Origin of the sequence: Kribbella kalugense (assembly GCF_004365875.1) — a bacterium.
Taxonomy (GTDB): Bacteria; Actinomycetota; Actinomycetes; order Propionibacteriales; family Kribbellaceae; genus Kribbella; species Kribbella kalugense.
Genome location: NZ_SODF01000001.1, coordinates 2,887,353 through 2,911,273, shown reverse-complemented (window position 1 = coordinate 2,911,273; position 23,921 = coordinate 2,887,353). Strand labels below are relative to the sequence as shown.

The following is a 23,921-nucleotide window of genomic DNA, read 5'->3' as shown; positions in this document are numbered from 1 at the left end:
GTTACTTGACCCCCTGATTGGAGGCCAGTCATGACGCCTGTCGCCGACTCCGGCCAACTCGCGCTCCTCAGCAACCGCAAGGACACGATGGCCCAGATGTTCCTGGAGCGGGTCGAGGCGACCCCTGCGCGGGAGGCGTTCCGGTTCCCTCGCGGGGAGCAATGGAAGTCGGTGACCTGGCGGGAGACCGAGGAGCTGACCCGCCGGCGCGCGGCCGGACTGATCGCGCTCGGCGTCGAACCCGAGCAGCGCGTCGGGATCGCGTCCAGCACCCGGATCGAGTGGATCGAGAGCTACCTGGCCGCCGTACTCGCCGCGGCCGCGACGACGACAATCTACCCGTCGACAATGTCCTCGGACGTGGCGTTCATCGTGGCGGATGCCGACTTGCAGATCGTGTTCGCCGAGGACGCGGGACAGGTCGACAAGCTCCGCGAGTACCGGTCCGAGACACCGTCGCTGCGGAAGGTCGTGCTGATCGACGGTACGCCGCTGGACAGCGACGGCGACTGGGTGATCAGCCTGGGCGACCTCGACGTACTGGGGGACGACTACCTGACCGAGCACCCGTCCGCGGTCGACGAGCGGATTGCGGGGATCAAGCCTGACGATCTCTGCACGTTGATCTACACGTCCGGCACGACCGGGCGGCCGAAGGGTGTGCGGTTGCCGCACTCGGTGTGGACGTACGAGGGTGCCGCGGTCGAGGGGATGCGGGTGCTTTCACCCGACGACCTGCAGTTCCTCTGGTTGCCGTTGTCGCACGTGTTCGGTCAGGTGCTGGTCGCCGTGCAGTGCCAGATCGGGTTCGCGACGGCGGTCGACGGACGGATCGACAAGATTGTCGACAATGCGGCGATCGTACAGCCGACGTTCATGGCGGCGGCGCCGCGGATCTTCGAGAAGGCGCATGCACGGATCCGGACGATGATCCAGTCCGAGGGCGGGGCGCGGGCCAAGCTGTTCGACTGGGCGTTCGGGGTGGGAGCCAAGGTTTCCGCTTCACGGCAGGCCGGCAAGGAGCCGAGCGGTCTGCTCGCAGCTCAGTTCGCCGCCGCCGATCGGCTGGTGCTGTCGAAGATCCGGGCGCGGTTCGGTGGGCGGATCCGGTTCTTCGTGTCCGGATCGGCAGCGCTGGACAAGACGCTGGCGGAGTGGTTCCACGCGGCCGGGTTGCTGATCCTCGAGGGGTACGGCCTGACGGAGACGGCGGCGGGGGCGTCGCTGAACCGGCCGACGCAGTACCGGCTGGGAAGCGTCGGACCGGCCTTCCCCGGCACGCAGTTCAAGGTCGCCGAGGACGGCGAGATCCTGGTCAAGGGCGACGGCGTGATGAGCGGATATCACAACCAGCCCGCCCAGACGGCCGAGGTGATCGACGCCGACGGCTGGTTCCACACCGGAGACATCGGGCACTTCGAGGACGAGTTCCTGTTCATCACCGACCGGAAGAAGGACCTCTTCAAGACCTCGGGCGGGAAGTACGTCGCCCCACAGGTGATCGAGGGTCGCTTCAAGACAATCTGCCCGTACGCGAGCCAGTTCATCGTCCACGGCAACCTGCGCAACTTCGTCTCCGCCCTGGTCACCCTCGACCCCGACGCGATCGTCGGCTGGGCCGCGTCGAACGGCCTGGCCGGCAAGCCGTACGCCGAGATCGTCACCTCGGACGCCGCCCACACGATGGTCCAGGGCTACGTCGACGAACTCAACGCCACCCTCAACCGCTGGGAAACCATCAAGAAGTTCACCATCCTCGACCGAGACCTCACCATCGAGTCCGGCGAAATGACCCCCAGCCTCAAACTCAAACGCAAGTACGTAGAAACCCAGTACGCCGACCTACTCGACAAGATGTACGAGTAACAGCCGGCGATCAACTGGTCACCGGAGATCGGCGTTGGCGAAGGTGGCCTCGTCCAGCCGGACGGTCGCGATGGCGATCCGCAGGGATGGGTTGAGGGCGGCCCAGAGAGTTTCGGTGATCGCGGTCCACGAGGACGGGACGGTTGCCGTTGTGGGCCGGCCGTCTGTGATGACGGCGGATGCGGTGCCGTTGTAGGTGGTTGTGCTGATGGCGGAGCCTGGCGGGATCCGGGCCGCGTAGAGCGATGGGTGCTCGGTGAGCTCGGGTGCACCGTCGTACGCGCGGGCTGATCCGACCACGACCTCGGTGAGTTCGGTGCCTGTGATCGTGGCGGCGGCGGTGATGCGTGGGGTGCGGATCGGTGGGTCGGGTTCGTAGGTGAGGTCCCGCAGAGCCAGCTGTAGGTCGGGTTGTTGTGGGCGTAGGGCAGTCAGATCGCTGACCTGGGTGCCGTTGCCGACGATGACCCAGTCGTCTCCGCGGGTGGCGGCGGTGTAGTGGCGGAGGTCGTCGGCCGGGCCGCCGGAGGTGTCGCGGACGATGATCTCGCGATCGTGGACAACGAGCTCGCGAGCCTGGGACGCAGGGGAACGGCCGGTCAGCCAGTAGGTGAAGAACGGTACGCCGTCAGGGTCGCGGCCGATGGCCAGGCCGCGGCCGGGATACTCGACCGTCGTTTGGAGAGTCTGCATCATCGCCCCAGGAAGTTGCGGATGGCATCGACGTAGTCGGTGGGCTCTTCCTGGTCGATCGAGTGTGCTGATCGGTCGAAGATCTCGAGGGTTGCCTGGGGCAAGCGACCGGCCAGATCGCGGGGGATGTCGAAGCCGACGTGGCGGTCCCAGAGGCCGGCGAGAATGAGGGTGGGTACGTCGACGGCGGACAGGTCATCGGCTAGGTCGGGGCGTTCGGTGCCGACGAGGGCGAGCGCCATCTCCAGGTTGGATTCTGGCGTCTCGGGGTCGTCGGTGGGGATGTTGGCCGTGTCGTAGTAGAAGAAGTTGACGGCGTTCTCGCTCTGCGAGATCGCGCCGATGGCGGCGAGTGTGCGCTCGATGGGATCGGTGAGGGGCTCCAGTTGAGTACGAAGCGCCTCCCGCTCGGTCGGCGTGAGGAACGGGTCGACGGCGCTGGGCCGCATCGTCCACAGGCCGGGGTGCAGCGGATCGACGATCGGTGGCGCGTGCAGGACCAGCCGATCCACATGGTTGCTGTGGGCAACGGCGTACTCCGCGGCCAGCAGGCAACCGAACGAGACACCCCAGGGGATGATGCGGTCGACGCCCAAGGCGATGCGGAGTTCCTCGAGGTCGGCGACGAGCTGAGCCATCGTGTACGTGCTGGTGTCGGACGGACGCGCCGACCGGCCACATCCGCGCTGGTCGTAGAAGACCACCGGCGCAAGCTTCGCGACCTCGTCACCAACGGACCGCTCGATCGAGTACGAACTCTCACCCGGCCCGCCGTGCACCAACACCAGCGGTACTCCGTCATTGCCCGCGCCGGCGACCCGGACCCAATGGTCGACCCCGCCCGCGGCGATCGTCCGCACTCCATCACTCAACATGGTGCCGAGGATACGGTTCAGCGGTTCAGGTAGGCGAGGACGGCCAGCACGCGACGGAGGAGACCTCCTCAACCACCCTGCACTTGTCCCCACCCCGCTGGGTTCGTGCCGGCTATGACTGTTCGAGGAGTTGTTTCAGAACGGCCAGGTTTGCGGCGACGGCGGACTTGACGCGGCTGAGGGCGATGGGGGCCAGGAGGTTCAACGGACGCGGGGGCCGGATGTCGACCGTGTTTGTGAGCGCGGTGGTGCCGTCGGTCGCGTCGAGGGTGTAGGTGAGGATGGCCGGAAGGGAGCTGAGGGTGCCCTGGACGGTGAGCTTACGGTTCGGGGCGAGCTCGATGATCTCCAGGGATTCCTCTGTGTGAACGGGGATCGTGCGGATCTGCCGGTACCGGGTGCCGACGCCGGGTGGGCCGGGCGTGACCTGCTGGGTTTCGGACAAGGCGTAGTTCCACTGGGGGAGGTTCTCCAGGTTCGCCAGATAGGCGAAGACCGTTGCCGGCGGTCGTTCGATGGTGATCGTGTTGGTGAATTTCACTCGGACCGCCGAGAGCTGTCGACCAGGCGCTGGGCCGCGGTCGGGTCGTGGGCGGGGAGGACGACAAGGCCGGGCAACAGCTCGGCGAGCGCCAGGACCTTGTCGGTGGTGTGGGCGAGTTCGCCCCGGTCGCCGACTCCTGGGAGCTGGCGGCGTTCGAGCAGATCCGCCTGGTAGGTGAGGTCGCCGACCATGAGCAGCGGTGGCAGGTCGCGCCGACGTACCAGCATCGAGACCGACCCCGGCGTGTGACCGGGCGTGGGGAGTACGACGATCGATCCGTCGCCCATCACGTCGAACGCTCGAGGAAAGGGCGCCAGGCCCAGGTCGGTGCCGAAGTCGATGTGTTCCCAGTGCGTGCCGGGTACGTCGATGTGCGTCCGGAGGAAGCCGCGGGCCTCGGGGGAGAATCCGGACAGTTGGGCCCATTCCGCAGCAGTGATGAGGAGCTCGCTGTCGCGGAGTTGTGGGATCCCGCCGATGTGGTCCTGGTGCAGGTGGGAGATGACTGCCTTGTCGACGTCGGCGGTCGAGTATCCGAGTGTGCCCAGCTGCGCGTCGAGGGTCTCGTGCTCGGCGATGTGGAACTTGGCCAGCCGGTCGTAGACGACGCCGTTGAATCCGCCCGGGAAGTACGTCGGATCGGTCACCGAGGCGCGATCCTGGCCGGTGTCGAACAACACCAGTCCGTTCGTGTGCTCAACGACGTACACGTTGATCGGCCGAGGTGGCAGCCATCGGTGGGAGGTGAGCAGCCACCAGTACAGCGGTTTCTTCGTTCCGTAGGCGTGTTCGGGGTGGATCTCTACGCTGCCGGTGCTGATCACCGACACCGCCCGGACCGGGTCGCCGGTACCGGTCCGCGCCGGCAATCGTGTCGCTTCCGTGGACATCTGGACTCCTGAGGTGCCGATCGGTCCCGACGAATTCGGGGCCGAGGGCATCAGTCTTCGCCCGCGATCGCGGCCTGTCTGTGACTTTTGTCGTGCGCCGGAGTCATTCGTCGTCGGGGTTCCAGGTCTGGTCGTGGAGCCCGGTGGCGTCGAGGATGTGGACGCTGTCCGCCGAGGTGGCGACCAGCTGGGCCAGCCGGAAGTCGCGCAGTACGCGCGCCACCACCTCACGGACCGAGCCGACGGCATCCGCGAGCTCCTGCTGCGATACCCGGGCGACGAGCTCGCCGCGCGGACTTTGCTGAGTGGACGCCAGGTCCAGCAGGTGGGCGGCAACCCGCTGCCGCACAGTGCCGAAGGCGTTGACCGCGGTCTGCTGGAGGTTCTCGTACAGCCGGCGGCTGAGCTCCTGTGCCAGCGCCCATCCGACCCGGCTGTCATTGCGTGCGGCGGTGGTCAGCAGGCCGGCGTCGATCCGGAACAAGGTGCAGTCAGCCAGCGTCTGTACGCCGACATCGGCCGGCCCGGCGACGAGGACGGCAATCCCGAGTACGTCGCGAGCGCGCGCGTACCGCACCGTCACCTGACGTCCCTCGGGCGATGACATGTAGACGCGCAACAGCCCGCGCACGACCAGCACCGCCCGAGGAGAAGACCGCTCCCGGTACAACGTGCTACCCGCCGGGTAATCAACCCGATCACCGGTCGCCAGCAACCGCCCGATCAGCTCATCCGGAAGCCCGCCGAGAAAACTCCCCGCCAGAGCAGCCACCACATCTCCATCACCCACACCCCAAGCATCCGCCACTCTGCGCAAGACCTCGACAGCGGCCGACGCTGCAACCTACTGGCGGGGGAGAGCCGAGCGGTGGAGGATGCGAGGAAAGGGGGTGGCGTATGACGCAGGGGTACGGGCCGGTGATCCCTGGGGAAGGATCGCCGATCGGGAAGACCTATCTGTCGGTCGCCGTAACCGAAGCCGGGGTGGACCGACAGTTGGTGCCGGGGACTCGAATTCGGGTGACCGTCCGGAAAGACGGCGTGTTCATCGCGATCGCCGGCTGCAACCAGCTCAGCGGGGTGATCCAGGTCGTCGACGGCCTACTGCGCTTCGAGCCGCACATCCAGACTCAAGTGGGATGCGGTCCTGAACTCGAGGCTCAAGACGACTGGCTCGCCGGGCTGCTGATGCAGTCGGACGGCGTTGTCGACGGTGACACGCTCACGCTGACCAGCGGTGGCACGACGCTCGTACTTCTCGACCGCCGCCTCGCCAACCCCGACTTTCCGCTCGAAGGCAGCACCTGGCAGGTCGAGTCAGTGGTCCGCGGGGACGTCTTCGAACACTTCATCCTCGCCGGTCCGCGTAGCCTCGTCGTGATCGGTAAGGCCGGCCTCACCATCAACGGCACCCACGTCACCGGCTCGACCGGCAGCAGCTCCTTCACCGCGACAGTGTCCCGCGACGGCTCGACGCTCGTCTTCAGCGAGCTCACAGTCGAGACCACGCACCCCAGAGGACGAGCCGCGGACCTGGAACAAGTCGTCCTCGAGAACCTCCGCACCCCGCTCACCTACACGATCGAGTCCAACCGCATGAAACTCCGCGGCCCGACAAGAACGACCGGTCTCAACCTCGTCGCCGTACGCCCGGACGGATCTCCCGCCGGGTCTTTGTGAGACTGGTCAGCTCGTTGCGGCTAGGGCGGCGTGTTTGCCGGTGGTTAGGGATTGGCCTTGGTCGATCATTTGTTCGGCGATGCGGTCGACGGCGAGGGAGAAGGCGTCGGAGTGTTCGGGGTCCCAGTCGGTCAGGCGGTCGAGCATCCAGATCCGGAACGCGCCGACGAAGCGCTGGAACATCTCCATTCCGAGCGGCGTGAAGCGGTAGTGGCCGAGGGTCTCGGAAAGGTAGCCGCCGGCAACCAGTTGGGTGGCGAGCGGTTCGAGTACGCCGGGTGGCATCCGGAGGTCACCGGTCATCTCGGCCAGCGTCGCGGAACCCTTCTCTGCCCCGCCGCGGAACACCCGCATGATCATCCAGGCCTGGGCGTGGCTGAGCGGCAGCCCGGACTCGGCGAGCACCTCGGGTGCGGGGTTGCGCTTGTGGTGCCGTACGACGAGGGCCGCGAGCTTCTGCAGTTCGTGCTCGGAGTCGAACGAGGAGGGTGCGCCGAAGTTCTCGCCGACGTCGGACGCGGCCATCCGGGCGGTGTCGCGGAGCGGGACCTCCTTCAGCAGCAACGCAGTCAGAAAGCCGAGCGCCGCCACCGGGACGGCCCACAGGAACACCGTGTGCAAGGAGTCCGCGTACGCCGCCGTGACCGCTGATCGCATCGACTCCGGTAGCTTGCGCACGCCTTCGACCGTCGTCACCACCCGGGGATCCGCGCCGGTGGCCTTGACGGCTTCAGCCAGGTGAACCGGCAGTTGGTGGGAGTAGATGGACCCGAAGACGGCAACCCCGAACGAGCTGCCCATCGTGCGCAGGAAGCTCACGCCGGAGGTCGCGACGCCGAGGTCCGCGTAGTCGACGGTGCTCTGGACGACGACGGTCGGCACCGGCATACACAGACCGACACCCACACCGAGGACGACCATGTAGCCGGCCGTCACGACGTACGACGTCGAATTGTCCATCAGCGACAGCAGGAAGAGACCGACACCGATCAGGACCGTGCCCACGATCGGGAACAGCCGGTAGCGACCGGTCTTGCTGATCACCTGACCGACCCCGACCGACGCGACCAGGAGCCCCATCACCAGCGGCAGCATCTGCAAACCGGACTCGGTCGCCGAAGCGCCGTGCACGAACTGCAGGTACGTCGGCAGATACGTGACCCCACCCAGCATCGCGAACCCGATGATGAAGCTCAGCACCGAGCACACCGTGAATACTCCGGACCGGAACAGCCGCAACGGCAGTAACGGCTCGGCCGCCCGTTGCTCGACCATCACGAAGATGACCAGCGCAAGGATCGACCCGACCGCCATCGCGATGATCACGGTCGACGTCCAGTCGTACTCGTTCCCGCCCCACGTCGTCACCAGCGTCAGCCCGGTCGCCGCCAGGCCTATGAACAGGATCCCGAGATAGTCGATCTTCGGCCCGACCGCGGCCTTCACCGACGGCAACGTGATCGAGGCGACGATCAGTACGACGATGCCGAGCGGGATGTTCACGTAGAACGCCCACCGCCAGCTCAGGTGGTCGACGAACAGCCCGCCGAGCAGCGGGCCGGCGACGGTCGAGACGCCGAAGACCGAACCCATCACACCCTGGTACTTGCCGCGTTCGCTCAGCGGTACGACGTCCGCGATCACCGCCATCGCGGTCACCATCAGGCCGCCGGCGCCGAGGCCCTGGATCGCGCGGGAGCCGACCAGCCACAGCATCGAGTGGGCCATCCCGCACAACGCCGAGCCGGCCAGGAACAGCACGACGCTGGTCAGGAACATCGGCTTGCGCCCGTACAGGTCGCCGAACTTGCCGATCAGCGCGGTCATGATCGTCTCGGCGAGCAGGTACGACGTGACCACCCAGGACAGGTGGTTGGCGCCGCCCAGGTCGCTGACGATGGTCGGCAGCGCGGTCGCCACGATCGTCTGATCGAGGGCCGCGAGCAACATTCCGAGCATGATCGCGACCACGACCGCGTTCCGGGTGCCGCGTCCGACAGGCTGAGCCTCGGTGTCCATGAGCCGAATGTAGCCATCTCCGGACCTTCTGTGACCACGAAACGACGGAGATCCGGTCAAGAAACTTCGCCACCACTCCCACCCACCACCCACCCGGCTCCTCGACTTTGTGCACCGAAGCCGTGCCCGAACCCCGCCGGGGTACGGCTCTGGTGCACAAGGTCGAAGTGCGGGGTCGCGGGCTGGCCGTACCGACGGACGGGTAGTAGTCGGTTGGTGGCACGTGTGATGGGGGTGTCCAGGCGGGACTTGGTCGGGGATGGCCGACGGGCAGTCCGCTACTACCCGTCCGTCGGTACGCGTGTGGCGGGGGTTCGTAGGATGGGTGGGTGCCGTCGACATTGCCTGAGGGGGAGGTTGCGCCCCGGGATGGGGCGTTGCCGGATGCTGCTGTTCGTGAGGCGGGGTCGCGGCCGCTGGGGTTCTACCTGCATGTCCCGTTCTGCGCTTCGCGGTGCGGGTACTGCGACTTCAACACCTACACCGCGACCGAGCTCGGTGGTGGCGGATCGCAGGCGTCGTACGCCGAGACGGCGGTCGGCGAGGTCCGGATGGCTCGCCGGGTCCTCGGGGAGCTGGATCGGCCGGTCGACACCGTGTTCTTCGGTGGCGGTACGCCGACGTTGCTGCCGGCCGCGGATCTCGGGAAGATGCTCGCGGCCGTCCGGGACGAGTTCGGTCTCGCGCCCGGGGCGGAGGTGACGACCGAGGCGAATCCGGAGTCCGTCGATCCCGCGTACCTCGAGGCGTTGCTCGAGGCGGGGTTCACGCGGGTCAGTTTCGGGATGCAGAGCGCGTCGTCGCAGGTGCTGCGGATCCTGGACCGGCAGCACACACCCGGCCGGGCGCTGCAGGCGGTGAAGGAGGCGACCGCGGCCGGGTTCGAGCACGTGAACCTCGACCTGATCTACGGGACGCCGGGGGAGTCGCTCGACGACTGGCGCGGGTCGCTGGAGTCGGCGTTGTCGGTCCAGCCGGATCACGTCAGCGCGTACGCGTTGATCGTCGAGGACGGGACGCAGTTGGCCCGGCGGATCCGTCGCGGCGAACTGCCGATGACGGATGACGACGATCTGGCCGACAAGTACGTGCTGGCCGACGAGATGCTGTCCGCCGAAGGCCTGCACTGGTACGAGGTCTCCAACTGGGCCCGCAGTACGGCGGCGCGCTGCCGGCACAACGAGCTCTACTGGCGCGGCGACACCTGGTGGGGGATCGGTCCCGGCGCGCACAGCCACGTCGGCGGCATCCGCTGGTGGAACGTCAAGCACCCGTCCGCGTACGCCGAACGCCTCAACGCCGGCGAGAGCCCGGCGCACGCCCGCGAAACCCTCGACCCCGAAACCCGCCGGGTCGAACGAGTCCTCCTCGAAGTCAGACTCTCCGACGGCCTCCCGCTCGAGGTCCTGGACGAGGCAGGCCGCGCCGCGGCCAAGTCGGTCCTCCAGAACGGCTTGGCGACGATCGCCTCGACCCCGCCGGAAAGCAAGGAGAGCACGGAGAGCGCGGCTGGTGGTCGGCTCGTGCTGACCCCAAGAGGCCGGTTGCTGGCCGATGCGGTGGTGCGCGACCTGCTCCCGTGAAGTGATCAGAAGTGATCACTCCAAGCTGTTGACGACTGTTATGAGCAGACGGCAGGATCGCGGCAAGCGTTTACCCACTCTCGAGGAGTCGCGATGCCGCCCTTCATCAGCCGACGCCTGCTGCTTCAGGCCGGGCTCGCAGCTGGAGCCCTGACCACCCTCCGACTGCCCACCGAGGCGTTCGCGGACGACGAGTTCGACGTACTGCGAGCGCGGTGGGCCGAACTCACCACCGGCGGAGCGATCGACGCGACCGATCCCGCCTACACGGCCGCGCTCACCAAGCTGAGCACGCAGGCCCAGCAGTTCGTCGACACGATGATCACCGCGTCGGATCGGACCGCGTTGTGGGCGGATGTGCCGCTCAGCCCGTTGAGCGGGAACTTCTCCATCAGCTACACGCGCCTGAAGACGATCGCCCTCGCCCGGGCGACCACCGGCGCGACACTGAGCGCCGACCCGGGCGAACAGTTGAGCTCGGCGCTCGACTTCCTCAACGTGAACGCCTTCAACGAGACGCTCGCAGAGACCGGCAACTGGTGGTTCTGGGAGATCGGCGCCCCGCGCGCCCTCCTCGACACCTGCATCCTCGCGTACGACGTGCTGTCCGCCGGCCAACTCACGGCATACCTGAAGGTCGTCGATCACTTCGACCCGGATCCGAACCGCCGGACCAACTCGCCCACCGTTCGCGAGACCGGGGCGAACCGGGTCGACAAGGCGCTGATCGTCGCCCTCCGCGGCATCGTCGGCAAGTCCGCCGACAAGCTCGCCGCCGGCCGTGACGCGTTGAGCGACGTCGCCGAGGCCGGCAAGAACAGCGTGTTCACCTATGTCACCTCCGGCGACGGCTTCTACCGCGACGGCTCGTTCATCCAGCACGGCAATCTCGCGTACGTCGGCAGCTACGGAAACGTCGCCCTCGGCGGTGTCGCGAACCTCGTCTCGCTGCTCGGCGGCTCCAGCTGGGAGATCACCGACCCGAATCGCGCCGTACTCCTGGACGCGGTCGACGCGAGCTTCGCCCCGTTCCTGGTCGACGGCCTGATGATGGACTGCGTTTCCGGTCGCGCGATCTCTCGCGGGGCCGGCGGCGACCACCGCAACGGTCACGCCACCACGTCGACCGTGCTGTTGCTGGCGAGCGGTGTCGCCGAGCCGTATGCGTCCCGGTACAAGGCGCTCGCCAAGGGCTGGATCACTCGCGACGGCCTCAACGACTATCTGCCCGGTGCGTCGATCCCGGAGATCTCCCGCGCGAAGGCACTCCTGGCCGACACGCAGGTCAAGCCCGCGCCCGCGACCCCGCAGCACTTCCAGTTCTACAACCAGGACCGCGTCGTCCATCGTCGTCCGGGCTGGACCTTCGCGATCGCGATGTCGTCGAAACGGATGGCCCGCTACGAGTGGGGCAACGGCGAGAACCTCCGCGGCTGGTACGTCGGTGATGGCATGACGTACCTCTACGCCGCCGACCAGTCCCAGTACTACGACGCCTACTGGCCGACCGTCGACGCCCAGCGGATGCCGGGTACGACAGTCAGCACGCAAACCCGTCAGCCCGGCGGGACGGGCGCCGGCACTGGCACTGTCGCGGCGTACGCCGATTGGGTCGGCGGGGCGTCGTACCGCGAGGTCGCCGGTGCGGTCGGGATGCACTTGATCAACTACGACAAGACCTTGCAGGCAAGGAAGTCCTGGTTCTGCTTGCGCGACTCGGTCGTTTCCCTCGGCGCCGGGATCACCGGCACTGACGGCTACCCGGTCGAGACGATCGTCGAGAACCGCAACCTGCACGAGAACGGTACGGCGGCCCTGCTGATCAATGGATTGTCAACAATCGGCACCTACAACAATCCGCACTGGGCACACCTGGACGGTGTCGCGGGCTACGTCTTCCCGCAGGGCGGACGACTGCGGGCCGAACGCGAGGACCGGACCGGGTCCTGGTCGGAGATCAACATCGGCAACGACACAGCCGGTTCAACCACGCCGTACACGCGTCGCTACGCGAAGCTCGTCCTGGAGCACGGCACCGAAGCCGGCAGCTACGCCTACATCCTGTTGCCCGGGGCAAGCAAGTGGGAGACCGCGGCGAGGGCCGTCGATCCCGGTGTCAGCATTCTTGCCAACACCGCGACAGTGCAAGCGATCCGTTCACACCGCGAGCAGCTGACGCTGGCGAACTTCTGGGCGGCGTCGACGGCCGGCGGAATCACCACGGACGGGCCGGCCTCAGTGGTGGTGGGCAAGGACGGTCGCACCACGACGATCGCCATGTCCGATCCGAGCCGGACGGTTCAGACAGTCCGGCTGACCATCGATCAGCGGGTCCGCGCCGTCGTCACAGCGGACCCGGCGATCACGGTGGTCGCGATCGGCAGACAGCTCGTCCTCGACGTTGCCGTTGGCGGCACCAACGGCGCGACCCATACCGCGTCGTTCCACTGAGTCAGGGACCGAGCTCCGCGAGCCGCCGCTCCGGCGCCGGAGCGGCCTCGGCGAGCAGTTGGGTGTACTCGTGCTGCGGATTCAGGATCACGTCGTCGGCCGGGCCACGCTCGACGACGGCGCCGCGGTACAGAACCATGATCTCGTCGCTGAAGTGCCGCGCCGTCGCGAGGTCGTGGGTGATGTACAGGACGCCGAGGTTCTCCTCCCGCTGGAGTGCCGCGAGTAGGTTGAGTACTCCGAGCCGGATCGACACGTCGAGCATCGATACGGGTTCGTCGGCGACCAGGATCGCGGGCTCCGGCGCGAGTGCTCGGGCGATCGCGACTCGTTGCCGCTGGCCACCGGACAACTCGTGCGGCTTCCGGCTGGCGAAGTCTTCGTCCAGCCGGACCCGGTGCAACAGCTCCAGCACCCGGTCGGCGACCTGCTCGCGGGTGAAGTCCGGGTGATGGAGCTTCACCGGCCGGGCCAGGTGATGAGCGATCGTGTGGTACGGGTTCAACGACCCGAACGGATCCTGGAACACCATCTGCACGGCCTTCCGGTACGCCGCCGCGCCGGCACCGTGGTACCGCATCGGCTCGCCGTCGACGAGGATCGATCCGGCGGTCGGCCGTTCGAGTTGCATCAGCAGCTTGGCGATCGTCGACTTGCCCGAACCGGACTGTCCGACCAGCGCGATCGTGCGACCTGGCTTCAGCTCGAAGCTGACGTGGTCGACGGCCCGCAACCGCGTGCTCCGCAAACCGTTGCGCAGCCGATAATCCTTCACGACCTCGCGCATCTCGAGCACACTCATTGGATCTCCATCTCAACGGCCTCGACGGTCTGTTCGGTCTCGTCCAGCGACAGTTCGCCGGTCCGGACGAAGCCGCCGCGTTCGCCGGTGAGGCTGGGGAACGACGAGAGCAGCCGCTTGGTGTACGGGTGCTTGGGTTTCGAGTAGAGCGTCAACGCGTCGTCCAGCTCGACGATCAGGCCCGCGCGCATCACCGCGATCCGGTCACTGATCTCGAGCAGCAGCGGCAGGTCGTGGGTGATGAAGATGACCGCGAACCCGAGCTCCGACCGCAGCCGGGTGATCTCGCGGAGGATCTCCCGTTGTACGACGACATCGAGAGCGGTCGTCGGCTCGTCCATGATCAGCACCTGCGGCTCGAGGGCGAGTGCCATCGCGATCATCACCCGCTGCCGCATCCCGCCGGACAGCTCGTGCGGATAGGCGCGGAGCCGGTCGCGGTCGACGCCGACCCGTTCGAGCAGCTCGCCGCAGCGCGACCGGCGTTCCGCCTTGGTCAGCTCGGGGCGATGGGTGATGTAGACGTCCTCGAGCTGCTCGGAGATCCGCAGTACCGGATTGAGCGAGTTCATCGCGCCCTGGAACACCATCGCGATCTTGTCCCAGCGAAACGCGCGCAGGTCGTCGCCGGCCAGGCTCGACAGGTCGATGTCGTACCCCTCACGGGACGCGAAGACCACCCGTCCCGCGGTGATCCGTGCCGGTGGTTTCAGCAGCCGGGTGATCGCGTACGCCAGCGTCGACTTCCCACAGCCACTCTCGCCCGCCAGGCCGAGGATCTCGCCGCGCTCCAGGGTGAGCGACACCTCGCGGACGGCGTGCACCGTCGTCTCGGCCAGGTAGTCGACGCTGAGACTCTCGATGCTGAGAACGGAATTCATGCCTTCACGCTCCATTTGTTGCGTTCGGCACGCGTTTGCGAGCGGAGCTTCGGGTTGATGATCTCGTCGATCGAGAAGTTGATCAGCGACAGCGCCGCGCCGAACAGGGCGATCGCCAGTCCCGGCGGTGCGAACCACCACCAGGCGCCGAGTCGGAGCGCGAGGCCGTTCTGGGCGTAGAAGAGCATCGTCCCCCAGGTGAACGATCCGGAGGCGCCCAGGCCGAGGAACGACAGGCCGGCCTCGCCGAGGATCGCGAAGATCACCGCGAACACCACCTGCGACGCGAGCAGCGGGATCAGGTTGGGGAGGATCTCGACCAGCAGGATCCGCCAGCGTTTCTCGCCGCTGATCCGGGCGGCGAGCACGTAGTCACGGCTGCGCACGCTCAGCGTGAAGCCGCGCAGTACGCGGGCCGAACCCGCCCAGCTGGTGATCGCGAGGACCGCGGCCACCAGCCAGATCGACTTGTTCGGCACGTAGCTGGAGATCAGGATCACCAGCGGCAGGCCAGGGATGACGAGCATGATGTTGGTGAACAGCGAGAACGCCTCGTCCGCCCAGCCGCCGACGAAGGCGCCGACGATGCCGAAGAACGACGACAGCAGCAGAGTGAGCGCACCCACCACGACGCCGATGATCAGCGATCCCCGGGTCGCGTGGGCGAGTTGGGCGAAGACGTCCTGACCGGTCTGCGTCGTACCGAGCACGAAGCCGTTGCCCGGTCCCGTCAGGCCGATGTCCCGGACGGTCGAAGGGTTGCCGACGAGGAGCGGACCGACGACGCCGAACAGGATGATCACACCGGCGATGGTCAGTCCGACAGCCAGTTTGAGGGTCATCGGCGGCAGCCGGCGCCGGGCCGGAGCCGCGGTCGCCGCCTGCACTGCCCCTTCGGTGGTGATAGCCAAATCAGTTCACCCTTCTCAGGACCGCGCACGGGTGCGTGGGTCGATGACGCCGTACAGCAGGTCGACGAGCAGGTTCGCGCCGAGGACGGCGAGCGTGATGATCAGGAACACGCCTTGCATCAATGCGTAGTCGTTGTTGCCTACAGCAAGCAGTAGCGCGGACCCGATACCGGGGTACGAGAAGACGGCCTCGGTGACGATCGACCCGGCGACGACGAAACCGAGCGAGATCGCGAACCCCGAGATCGACGGCAGGATCGCGTTCCGGGCGACGTAGCGCGAGCGGATCCGGCGCGGGGTCAGTCCTTTCGCCTCGGCGGTGACGACGAAGTCCTCGGACAGCGTCGAGACCATCATGTTGCGCATCCCGAGCATCCACCCGCCGATCGACGAGATCACGATGGTCAGCGCCGGCAGCGCGCCGTGGTACGCGACCGACTGCAGGAACGGCAGGTTCCATCCCGGCGTGACGGAGTACACGTCGTACCCGCCGTTGAGGGGGAAGAGCGGCCACGTACTGCCGAGCAGGAACAGCAACAGCAGCGCGAGCCAGAAGTACGGCACCGACTGCAGCATGGTGGTGACGGGGATGAGGTTGTCGATCCACGAACCGCGTCGCCAACCCGCGGCCCGGCCGAGCAGGATGCCGATCGCGAACGAGATCACCGTTGCCAGCCCGATCAGACCGACCGTCCACGGCAACGTCTGACCGATGACCTGGGAGACCGGCGCCGGGAAGTAGGCGACCGAGGTGCCGAGGTTCCCGGACACGAGCTGGTGCAGGTACTTCCAGTACTGGCCCCACAGCGACGTGTGCGAGTCCGTCCCGAGCAGCGCCTCGATCGCTGCCCGGGTCGTCGGTGTGACCGGTCCCTTCGTCGCCAGCTTCGACAGCATCAGGTCGACCGGGTTCCCCGGCATCAGCCGGGGAATCAGGAAGTTCAGCGTCAGCGCCGCCCAGAGGGCGACGACGTAGAAGACGAGTTTTCGCAGCAGATAGCGCACAGTCGGCCGCTACTTGGCGGGAGTGATCGTCTTGAGCACGATGCCGTTGTCCCACGCCTTCCAGGACGCCGGCAGGACGTAGGTGTTGTCCTTGGTCGGCCAGCCGGTCGCACGCGAGGTGTTGAACTCGGTCAGCATCGAGTTCACGTAGACCGGGATGTAGGGCAGCTGCTCCGCGACGACGCTCTGGATCTTCGCGTACTCCGCCTTCTGCGCAGCCTGGTCCGTGGTCCCGGCCGCTGCCGTGAGGGCCGCGTCCACGGCCGGATCTGAGAACCGGGACTGGTTGCCGGCCGATGCGCTCTTGCCGACCGGCGCGGTGTTCGTCGTGGCGAGCTTGCTGTCGTAGGTGAAGTAGGGGTTCGTGGACGCACCGAGGCCGACGGAGTCGAGCGAGAGCTGGAACTTCCCATTGGTCTGGGCGGCGTTCCACTCGTTCCAGGAGACCTGGCTGGGCTTGAGCTCGATGCCGACCGCGGACAGTTGCTGCTTGAGGGTGTCGTTGATCGAGATGTAGTCGCTCCAGCCGGTGACGGTCTGGACGGTCAGCGACAGCCGCTTGCCGTCCTTCGCCCGTACGCCGTCACTGCCCTTGGTCCAGCCGGCTGCGTCGAGGATCTTGTTCACCTCGTCGGCGTTGGCGGCCTGCGGCAACTTCGCCGTACCGGCGTCCGCGATCCAATTGTCGTCGCGGCCCGGGAGCAGCAGGGTCGGCGATCCGACGGCAGCGACTCCGCCACCGGCCAGCTTGGTCAGCTGTTCGCGGTTCATCGCGAGGTAGATCGCCTTGCGAACGGCCGGGTCGGTCTGCGGTCCGGTGCAGCCGAGGGCCGCGTTGGAACACGTCACGATCACCGTCGTCATCACCGGGGTGTTCAGGTACGAGAGGTCCTTGCCGGACTTGATGATGTTGTCGATCCCGGGCAGGTAGGCGCTCATCCAGTCGACCTTGCCGGCGACGAGCGCCGCGCTGGCCGCGTCCGCCGAGTCGAGCGAGATGTAGCGGACTTCCTTGATCGACGGCTTGCCCTGCTCCCAGTACTGGTCGTTCTTCCCCAGCACGTAGCTCTGCGGGGTGAACGACTTCAGTTTGAACGGACCGGTGCCGACGGGGTTGTCATTGATGTTCGTGGTCGGATCCTTGATGTCTTTCCAGATGTGCTCAGGCACGATCGCCTGGTTGGCGAGCACCGCCGGCTCCTGCATCAGCGACTTCGACTTGAACGTCAGTACGGCGGTGTCGTCCGCGGTCGCCTTGGCCACGGCGGCCAGGCCCGACGGGTTGAGCGCCGGTGTCTTCGCGACCAGGTTGAACGTGAAAGCTACGTCCTTCGCGGTGAACGGCTGACCATCGTTCCACTTCACGTCGTGGCGGGTCTTGATGGTCAGCTCGGTGCCGGCCGCGTTCCACGAGTAGCCGGTCGCGAGGACCGGGGTCGGGTCGGACTGCTTGGCGAAGTTGTACCAGTACAGCGGCTCGTAGATGACGCCGAGCGTCGGCTGCAGAGCGGTGCTGCTGAACGGGTTGAAGTTCTTGGTGATCGTGCCGGTCGCGCCGTTGAACACCGTGATCGAGGCGTCCTTGGTGGCGGCCTGGTTGCCGGCGCCTGTGCCGGTGCCGGAGCACGCGCCGATCAGCAGGGCGGTGGCGGTCGCGACGGCGGCGACGCTCACCAGGCGGCGCGTCCTCGTGCGATTCGTCGAGTTCCGGAGCATTGATGGATTCCTTTCCGGGCAGGATCCGCACGAACGCGGTCCTTGGAACGCGTCACCCGGCGCACCCGGCCAGGGAAGCTGGCGGTAACTTAGTTGGCCTAACAAACTCGGCGCAAGGGTTCGCGTGGGTAACGATTTGACCGCGCAGGGTCGTAGCTCCAGGGCCGGCTAGGCCGAGACGGCGTGCTCGGACTTGAGCATCAGCAGCGCGGCGCCGAGCGCGGCCGCGTCGTGCCCGCGCTCGTCGAGGACCACCTCGGTGCCGACGCTGCGCCCGAAGACCGAGCTCAGGATCCGTTCCTGCAGGATCGGCAGGTAGATCGTCCCGGCGACGGCGAAGGCCGGCCCCGTGAGGACCAGGAGCTGTACGTCGTACATATTGGCGATCGTCTGCGCGCCCAGGGCCATCCAGGCCGCGGAGTCCTTGATGATCGCCTCGGCGCGGGAGTCCCCGCTCAACGCGAGGCGGGCGATGGCGGCGAACGCCGCGACGCCGGAGTGCCGGTGTGAGCCGAGGTCGAGCCCGGCCGCGCGGGCCTTCGCGACGACGGCGGCAGGTCCGGCGAGGGCCTCCAGGCAGCCGGTGCCTCCGCACCAGCAGCGCGGACCGCCGATCTGGACGCAGATGTGCCCGACCTCGCCGGCGTTGCCGTGCGCGCCCTGGTAGACGTTGCCGTTCAGGCGCAAGCCGGATCCGATGCCCTCGCTCATGAACAGCGCGGCCATCACCGAGACGTCGTGGCTGGTGGTGAGGCGAGTCCCTGCGGCGGCCGCGGTCGCGTCGTTCTCGAGTAACGCGGGCAGGCCGAGTCGCTCCTGGAGGCGACTGCGGACCGGGAAACCGACCCAGCGCGTCATCGACGGCGGAGCCGACGTCACCCCACGGTTGCGGATCAGCGGGCCGGGACAGACGAAGCCGAGCCCGAGAACCAGCGCCGGGTCGACGCCGGAACGCTCGATCAGTTCACCGGTCTCGAGCGCCACCCGCTGGACGACCTCCTCGGGGTCGCTCTCGTCACCCGGACCGTCCCGCCGCCAGCGCGCCACGACTCCGCCGGCGTAGTCGACCAGCACGTACGTCAGGCTGTCCACGCTCAGGTGGACGCCGACGACGTACCGCGCCGCGCCGCGGATCTGCAGCAACGTGCGGGGTTTGCCGCCGGTGGACGCGGAGGTACCGCGGCCGGCCTCGGCGACAAGGCCGTCGTCGATCAGCCGGCGGACGACCGCGGTGATCGACGGTGCGGTGAGGCCGGTGAGCTGGGTAAGTTCGACCCGGCTGAGGGTGCCGGCGGAGCGGATCCGGTCGACGATGAGGGCGCGGCTGCTCGTCGGCGCCGGATCGTAGCCCGGCGATGGCGAGGAGTCGCTGACCTGCTGCATCGATGCGTCCCCCTCGGCCGGTTAGTTCGATCTGTGAATATAGTAGGAACAGTTGCCTAGGAGGGCAGTGTATGCAGGCCAAGACGCCCCGGGATCGCATCGCCGGGCTGGTCCTCGCGCGCCCCGACCGGCTGCTCGGGATGGAACCGTTCATGGCCGACGTCGTCCAGGGCATCGAGGAGTACTTCGCCGGTCGGCGCTGCAGCCTGCTGATCGAATTCACCGCGGACGTCGCCGGCGAGATCGAGATCTGGCGTCGTTGGGTGGCCAACGATCACGTCGACGGAATCGTCATGGTGGATCTGCGTAGCCGCGACCCGCGGCTGGCCGAGCTGGAGCGCCTGGCGAAGCCCGGCGTACTGCTCGGTGGGCCTGAGCTCGAGGCGCCGATCACGAACGTACTGGTCGACAACGCCGAAGGCGCCCGGGCGGCGGTCCGCGCGCTGGCCGACCTCGGCCACCGTGACATCGCCAGGGTGAGCGGTCCGCGCGACATGGTGCACTGCCAGGCCCGGGACGAGGCGTTCATCGCCACCTGCGCAGAGCGGGGCGTGCACGGGGAGCTCATCGAGGGGGACTACTCCGAAGTCTCGGGCCAGGAGGCGACCCGGCAGTTGCTGACCGGGAGCCGGATCCCGAGTGCCGTTGTCTATGACAACGACCTGATGGCGATCGGCGGTCTGGCCGTGGCGAAGGAGCTGGGTGCCGGCGTACCGGACGACCTGTCCGTCATCGCCTGGGACGACACGGCAGTGGCCAGGCTCGCGCATCCTCCGTTGAGCGTGGTGACCGTCGACGTCCACGGCCTCGGCACGATCGTCGGCGAGGCGATCCTCGCGGCGATGGACGGCGCCGGCGCGACGACGTACCACGTGCCGAAGCCGACGATCCGGCTGGCGCAGTCCACCGCCGCCATCAGCCGGAACTGATCACTCACAGCTAACTGCCAGCGAGTACGCCCCTGGGTGACGGCGCTGATTCGCAGCGTGACCAGCGATGACACTATGTCAGGACCTTGTAGGCCTCGTATCTCAGCGTGATCGAGGTGTGCTTGACATATCCGGTGAGGACGTTTGAGACTCAGGTCACTTTCGCGATCCGAGAGCGCTCTCAACCCGTCCAAGTTCCAGGGAGCACGTTCATGCGGCCCAGTGCCCGCTATCGCCCCATAGCCGGACTCCTCGCCTGCGCCGCGGTCTTCCTCGCCACCGCGGCGTGTGGTGGCGGTTCCGGTCCGTCCGATGCCGCCGGCAAGAAGGCGGACGGGCCGAAGATCCAGTTGACCATCGCCACCTTCAACGAGTTCGGGTACGCCGACCTGTACGCGGAGTACGAGGCCGAGCACCCGAACATCACCATCGTCGAGCAGCACGCGAAGACCGTCGACGACCACGTCAAGAACCTGGACGCGAACCTGGCCTCCGGGACCGGGCTGGCCGACATCGAGGCGATGGAGGTCAGCTGGATCTACAAGTACCTGGCCAAGGCGGACAAGTTCGTCGACCTGCGCGACTACGGCGCCGACGACCTCAAGGACCGCTGGCTGGATTGGAAGGTGGCCGGCGCGACCACACAGTCCGGCAAGATCATCGGGTACGGCACCGACATCGGCCCGGAGGCGATCTGCTACCGCCGCGATCTGTTCGCGAAGGCCGGCCTGCCGACCGACCGGGCTCAGGTGGCCAAGATGTTCCAGGACTGGCCGTCGTACTTCGCGACCGGGCGGAAGTTCAAGGCAAAGGTGCCCAATTCGGCCTGGTACGACTCCGCCGTACTCACCTGGGAAGCGATGCGGAACCAGCTGATCCAGGCGTACTACTCGAACCAGGACCGCTTCCTGGCTGATGAGAACCCGCTGCTGAAGAACACCTGGAACCAGGTGGTGGCCGGTAGCAAGGACGGTCTGTCCGCCGGGCTGGTGGCCTGGACCGACAGCTGGAACTCGGCCTTCCGCAGCGACAAGTTCGCGACGATGGCGTGCCCGGGCTGGCTGCTCGGCGTGATCCAGGACAACGCGGGCGCCTACGGGAAGGGCAAATGGGACGTCGCCGACGTCTTTCCCGGTGGTGGCGGCAACTGGGGTGGCTCGTACCTGACCGTGCCCGTGCAGTCGCCGCAGCCGGAGGAGGCCGCGAAGCTGGCCGCCTGGCTGACCGCGCCGGAGCAGCAGGTGAAGGTGTTCAAGAAGATCGGCTCGTTCCCGTCCACGCTCGATGCGTACGGCGACCCGCAGGTGAAGTCGCAGGTCAACGCGTACTTCAACAATGCACCGGTGGGGCAGATCTTCATCAACCGGGCCCAGAACGTGATCCTCAAGCAGCACAAGGGTCCCCGTGACGGCGAGATCAACCAGATCTTCAGCGCCGCGCTGGCCCGCGTCGACGACGGCAAGCAGTCTCCGAACGCCGCCTGGAAGCAGGCTGTTGACGAGGCGGAGAAGGTCGCGGACACCCGCGTCGGGAACTGAAGAAATCTGCCAACACGCCCTGGAGGGTGGCCAATTCCTGACGCGCGATCGACCTGGGACGTACTACGGTGTGAACGCGGGCCGATCGACGACTGAGGAGGGCCGATGGACTGGTCTGGTTCTCCTACCTTGGAGCAGGTCGCGGCCTTGGCCGGGGTGTCGCGGGCAACCGTCTCCCGGGTCGTGAACGGCTCGCCGAAAGTCCTGCCGGAGACGGTCGCCGCGGTCGAGCACGCGATCCGCGAGCTCGGCTACGTGCCGAACCGGGCCGCCCGCGCGCTGGTGACGCGCCGGACCGATTCGATCGCGATCGTCGCACCGGAGCCGGACAGCCGGGTGTTCTCGGACCCCTTCTTCGCCGGCATGCTCAGCGGCGTCAGCAAGACGCTCGCACCGACGTCGTCGCAGCTCGTGCTGCTGATCGAGCCGGCCGCGGGCGACGACCAGCGCCTGTTGCGGTACCTGCGCGGCGGTCATGTCGACGGCGCGATCATCATCAGTCACCACGGCCGCGACAACGTGCTGCAAGAGCTCGCGCAGTTGCCGCTGCCGATCGTGTTCAGCGCTCGCCCGCTCGGTGTCGACGTACCGGTGGCGAGTGTGGATGTGGACAACGTTGCCGGTGCGCGGACCGGGGTCGAGCATCTGCTCGCGATCGGTCGCCGCCACGTCGGGACCGTTGCTGGGCCGCTCGACATGACGGCCGGAATTGACCGGCTGACCGGGTACCAGGACGTGATGAGGGAAGCCGGGCTTCCGGCGATGATTGCGTACGGCGACTTTACGGCTGATGGTGGTGAGCAGGCGACGCTGCGGCTGCTGGACGAGCATCCGGACCTGGACGGACTGTTCGTGGCATCCGATCTGATGGCGACCGCCGCGCTCCGCGTTCTGTCGCAGCACGGTCGCCGCGTGCCCGCCGACGTTGCTGTGGTTGGCTTCGACGACTCGGTGCTGGCGACCACGACTACGCCGAAGCTGACCACCGTTCGCCAACCGGTCGAACAGTTGGGTGCGCGGCTTGCCGAGATCCTGCTGGCCAAGATCGGCGGGGCTCAGCTCACCAGCCCGGAGATCTACGACACCGAGCTCATCATCAGAGACAGCGCCTGACTAGATCAGCGACTTGGCGATGAGGCTCTCGCCGGCCGCGGTGATTGCTTGTTCGGGATCGCGCGGGTTGAGGCCCAGGCGCTGACGGGCCTTCTCGTTCGAGATCTTCTTGACGAACTGCAGGTCGGCTGCGATCGGGCGGAACTCGGGATTGAAGCGGGCAGCAATGCGGACGATGAGGTCGGGCATGGTCCGGGTCGGCACCTTGCCGGCGGCCTCGCCGAAGTGGGCCTTCAGGGTCGCGCCGATCTGCTTCATCGCGACGGCCGGTCGGTCGCTCGCGACCAGGATCCTTTGGCCGGCGGCGCCGGGAGCGGTCATCGCAGCGACGTGCGCCGTGGCGACATCCCGAACGTCGACAATCGGAATGTACACATTCGGATAAGCGGGCAGCTTGCCGGCGAGCATGCGTTGGACGATGCCGTTGGACCCCGAGACCTCGTTGCCCATGGCCGGACCCATCACCGCGACCGGCAGGATCGTGGTGAGCTCGAGCCCGTTGCCTTCGTCCGCGACGAAGCTCCAGGCGGCGCGTTCGGCGAGGGTCTTGCTCTTGCCATAGGCATCGACCCCGGGGCCGTCTAGCACTGTCCAATCGTCCTCGGTGAAGACGTGATCGCTGTGTGGGTGGCCGAATCCGACAGCGTGGAACGCGGAGGTGAGTACGACGCGCTTCACGCCGGCGTCGCGGGCAGCACGCAGTACCCGGAGCGTTCCTTCCCGGGCGGGGACGATGACGTCGTCCTCGTTCTCGACGTGTCCGGGGTGGACCGGCGAGGCGACGTGGAGGACGAAGTCGCATCCTTCGACCGCCTCAGCCCATCCGTCGTCCTTGGTCAGGTCTGCTGGTACGAATGTCAGATTGTCGACGATCGACGCGCCGGCGTCCGCGAGCACCGCGCGTACGGCGGCTTCACGGTTGAGCGAACGCACCGTCGTACGGACGAGGTAGCCCTGCTCGAGGAGTTGCAGGATGCAGTGGCCGGCGATGAACCCGGAACCACCGGTGACGAGCACCCGTTGCGGCATGGCGTCGATCTCC

The 23,921-nt window shown here is 67.2% G+C and carries 20 protein-coding genes; 7 read left to right on the top strand and 13 right to left on the bottom strand.

Features of this window, described 5'->3' with window-relative positions; translation table 11 throughout:
• Window positions 1-30 precede the first annotated feature (30 nt).
• The gene (locus EV650_RS13605; protein WP_134118880.1) at window positions 31-1,866 is read left to right on the top strand and encodes an AMP-dependent synthetase/ligase; all 1,836 of its coding nucleotides are present in this window, start codon (window positions 31-33) and stop codon (window positions 1,864-1,866) included.
• Window positions 1,867-1,884: 18 nt separating this feature from the next.
• On the opposite strand, the gene EV650_RS13600 is transcribed toward EV650_RS13605, so the two are convergent.
• From EV650_RS13600 to EV650_RS13580, 5 genes are all read right to left on the bottom strand, one after another.
• A complete protein-coding gene (locus EV650_RS13600; RefSeq protein ID WP_134118878.1) occupies window positions 1,885-2,562 on the bottom strand; it encodes an IMP cyclohydrolase in 678 nt (225 codons plus the stop codon).
• A complete protein-coding gene (locus tag EV650_RS13595; protein WP_134118876.1) occupies window positions 2,559-3,434 on the bottom strand; it encodes an alpha/beta fold hydrolase in 876 nt (291 codons plus the stop codon). The genes EV650_RS13600 and EV650_RS13595 overlap by 4 nt, the downstream gene beginning before the upstream one ends.
• 112 nt (window positions 3,435-3,546) lie before the next feature.
• Window positions 3,547-3,975: an SRPBCC family protein gene (locus EV650_RS13590; RefSeq protein ID WP_134118874.1), complete on the bottom strand. Its 429-nt coding sequence runs from the start codon at window positions 3,973-3,975 to the stop codon at window positions 3,547-3,549.
• Window positions 3,972-4,868: an N-acyl homoserine lactonase family protein gene (locus tag EV650_RS13585; RefSeq protein WP_134118872.1), complete on the bottom strand. Its 897-nt coding sequence runs from the start codon at window positions 4,866-4,868 to the stop codon at window positions 3,972-3,974. Before EV650_RS13585 ends, EV650_RS13590 begins: the two co-directional genes overlap by 4 nt.
• Window positions 4,869-4,971: 103 nt before the next feature.
• The gene (locus tag EV650_RS13580; RefSeq protein ID WP_166678107.1) at window positions 4,972-5,658 is read right to left on the bottom strand and encodes a Crp/Fnr family transcriptional regulator; all 687 of its coding nucleotides are present in this window, start codon (window positions 5,656-5,658) and stop codon (window positions 4,972-4,974) included.
• Window positions 5,659-5,765: 107 nt separating this feature from the next.
• Between EV650_RS13580 and EV650_RS13575 the strand changes: the two genes are divergently transcribed.
• Window positions 5,766-6,548, top strand: a complete 783-nt coding sequence (locus tag EV650_RS13575; RefSeq protein WP_166678106.1) for an META domain-containing protein — start codon at window positions 5,766-5,768, stop codon at window positions 6,546-6,548.
• Between the two features lie 6 nt (window positions 6,549-6,554).
• On the opposite strand, the gene EV650_RS13570 is transcribed toward EV650_RS13575, so the two are convergent.
• Window positions 6,555-8,567: an MDR family MFS transporter gene (locus EV650_RS13570; protein ID WP_134118866.1), complete on the bottom strand. Its 2,013-nt coding sequence runs from the start codon at window positions 8,565-8,567 to the stop codon at window positions 6,555-6,557.
• A gap of 329 nt (window positions 8,568-8,896) precedes the next feature.
• On the opposite strand from EV650_RS13570, the gene hemW reads away from it, so the two are divergent.
• Together hemW and EV650_RS13560 are read left to right on the top strand one after the other, a co-directional pair.
• The gene (gene hemW, locus EV650_RS13565) at window positions 8,897-10,150 is read left to right on the top strand and encodes a radical SAM family heme chaperone HemW (protein ID WP_134118863.1); all 1,254 of its coding nucleotides are present in this window, start codon (window positions 8,897-8,899) and stop codon (window positions 10,148-10,150) included.
• A 93-nt stretch (window positions 10,151-10,243) separates the two neighbouring features.
• The gene (locus tag EV650_RS13560) at window positions 10,244-12,601 is read left to right on the top strand and encodes a polysaccharide lyase 8 family protein (RefSeq protein WP_134118861.1); all 2,358 of its coding nucleotides are present in this window, start codon (window positions 10,244-10,246) and stop codon (window positions 12,599-12,601) included.
• A 1-nt stretch (window position 12,602) separates the two neighbouring features.
• Here the strand turns inward: EV650_RS13560 and EV650_RS13555 are convergent, their stop codons facing one another.
• The 6 genes from EV650_RS13555 to EV650_RS13530 all read right to left on the bottom strand — a co-directional run bounded on the left by EV650_RS13555 (window position 12,603) and on the right by EV650_RS13530 (window position 19,299).
• Complete coding sequence (locus EV650_RS13555) at window positions 12,603-13,403, bottom strand: ABC transporter ATP-binding protein (RefSeq protein ID WP_134118859.1); 801 nt, start codon at window positions 13,401-13,403, stop codon at window positions 12,603-12,605.
• Window positions 13,400-14,284 carry an ABC transporter ATP-binding protein gene (locus EV650_RS13550; protein WP_238174190.1) on the bottom strand — a complete coding sequence of 295 codons (885 nt, stop codon included), beginning with the start codon at window positions 14,282-14,284 and terminating at the stop codon, window positions 13,400-13,402. The genes EV650_RS13555 and EV650_RS13550 overlap by 4 nt, the downstream gene beginning before the upstream one ends.
• Complete coding sequence (locus EV650_RS13545; RefSeq protein ID WP_238174189.1) at window positions 14,281-15,195, bottom strand: ABC transporter permease; 915 nt, start codon at window positions 15,193-15,195, stop codon at window positions 14,281-14,283. The genes EV650_RS13550 and EV650_RS13545 overlap by 4 nt, the downstream gene beginning before the upstream one ends.
• 15 nt (window positions 15,196-15,210) lie before the next feature.
• Entirely contained in the window at window positions 15,211-16,200 is a 990-nt protein-coding gene (locus EV650_RS13540; protein ID WP_134118855.1) for an ABC transporter permease, read from the bottom strand.
• 9 nt (window positions 16,201-16,209) lie between these two features.
• Window positions 16,210-17,874: an ABC transporter substrate-binding protein gene (locus tag EV650_RS13535; RefSeq protein WP_238174188.1), complete on the bottom strand. Its 1,665-nt coding sequence runs from the start codon at window positions 17,872-17,874 to the stop codon at window positions 16,210-16,212.
• Window positions 17,875-18,084: 210 nt separating this feature from the next.
• A complete protein-coding gene (locus EV650_RS13530; protein WP_134118851.1) occupies window positions 18,085-19,299 on the bottom strand; it encodes an ROK family transcriptional regulator in 1,215 nt (404 codons plus the stop codon).
• A 71-nt stretch (window positions 19,300-19,370) separates the two neighbouring features.
• On the opposite strand from EV650_RS13530, the gene EV650_RS13525 reads away from it, so the two are divergent.
• From EV650_RS13525 to EV650_RS13515, 3 genes are all read left to right on the top strand, one after another.
• Entirely contained in the window at window positions 19,371-20,228 is an 858-nt protein-coding gene (locus EV650_RS13525; protein WP_166678105.1) for a LacI family DNA-binding transcriptional regulator, read from the top strand.
• Between the two features lie 212 nt (window positions 20,229-20,440).
• Window positions 20,441-21,766: an ABC transporter substrate-binding protein gene (locus tag EV650_RS13520; protein WP_134118847.1), complete on the top strand. Its 1,326-nt coding sequence runs from the start codon at window positions 20,441-20,443 to the stop codon at window positions 21,764-21,766.
• 105 nt (window positions 21,767-21,871) lie between these two features.
• On the top strand, window positions 21,872-22,879 hold the full coding sequence (locus EV650_RS13515) for a LacI family DNA-binding transcriptional regulator (RefSeq protein ID WP_134118845.1): 1,008 nt from the start codon (window positions 21,872-21,874) through the stop codon (window positions 22,877-22,879).
• Here EV650_RS13515 and EV650_RS13510 read toward each other — a convergent pair whose 3' ends face one another.
• Window positions 22,880-23,908 (bottom strand): SDR family oxidoreductase, encoded by a 1,029-nt coding sequence (locus EV650_RS13510; RefSeq protein ID WP_134118843.1) that lies wholly within the window; start codon window positions 23,906-23,908, stop codon window positions 22,880-22,882.
• Window positions 23,909-23,921: the final 13 nt, after the last annotated feature.

Bases quoted from the DNA above. Each gene is read 5' to 3' on its own strand.
- EV650_RS13605 (WP_134118880.1), top strand. From the start codon at position 31: ATGACGCCTGTCGCCGACTCCGGCCAACTCGCGCTCCTCAGCAACCGC.
- EV650_RS13600 (WP_134118878.1), bottom strand. From the start codon at position 2,562: ATGATGCAGACTCTCCAAACGACGGTCGAGTATCCCGGCCGCGGCCTG.
- EV650_RS13595 (WP_134118876.1), bottom strand. From the start codon at position 3,434: ATGTTGAGTGATGGAGTGCGGACGATCGCCGCGGGCGGGGTCGACCAT.
- EV650_RS13585 (WP_134118872.1), bottom strand. From the start codon at position 4,868: ATGTCCACGGAAGCGACACGATTGCCGGCGCGGACCGGTACCGGCGAC.
- EV650_RS13575 (WP_166678106.1), top strand. From the start codon at position 5,766: ATGACGCAGGGGTACGGGCCGGTGATCCCTGGGGAAGGATCGCCGATC.
- EV650_RS13570 (WP_134118866.1), bottom strand. From the start codon at position 8,567: ATGGACACCGAGGCTCAGCCTGTCGGACGCGGCACCCGGAACGCGGTC.
- EV650_RS13560 (WP_134118861.1), top strand. From the start codon at position 10,244: ATGCCGCCCTTCATCAGCCGACGCCTGCTGCTTCAGGCCGGGCTCGCA.
- EV650_RS13555 (WP_134118859.1), bottom strand. From the start codon at position 13,403: ATGAGTGTGCTCGAGATGCGCGAGGTCGTGAAGGATTATCGGCTGCGC.
- EV650_RS13550 (WP_238174190.1), bottom strand. From the start codon at position 14,284: ATGAATTCCGTTCTCAGCATCGAGAGTCTCAGCGTCGACTACCTGGCC.
- EV650_RS13530 (WP_134118851.1), bottom strand. From the start codon at position 19,299: ATGCAGCAGGTCAGCGACTCCTCGCCATCGCCGGGCTACGATCCGGCG.
- EV650_RS13525 (WP_166678105.1), top strand. From the start codon at position 19,371: ATGCAGGCCAAGACGCCCCGGGATCGCATCGCCGGGCTGGTCCTCGCG.
- EV650_RS13520 (WP_134118847.1), top strand. From the start codon at position 20,441: ATGCGGCCCAGTGCCCGCTATCGCCCCATAGCCGGACTCCTCGCCTGC.
- EV650_RS13515 (WP_134118845.1), top strand. From the start codon at position 21,872: ATGGACTGGTCTGGTTCTCCTACCTTGGAGCAGGTCGCGGCCTTGGCC.
- EV650_RS13510 (WP_134118843.1), bottom strand. From the start codon at position 23,908: ATGCCGCAACGGGTGCTCGTCACCGGTGGTTCCGGGTTCATCGCCGGC.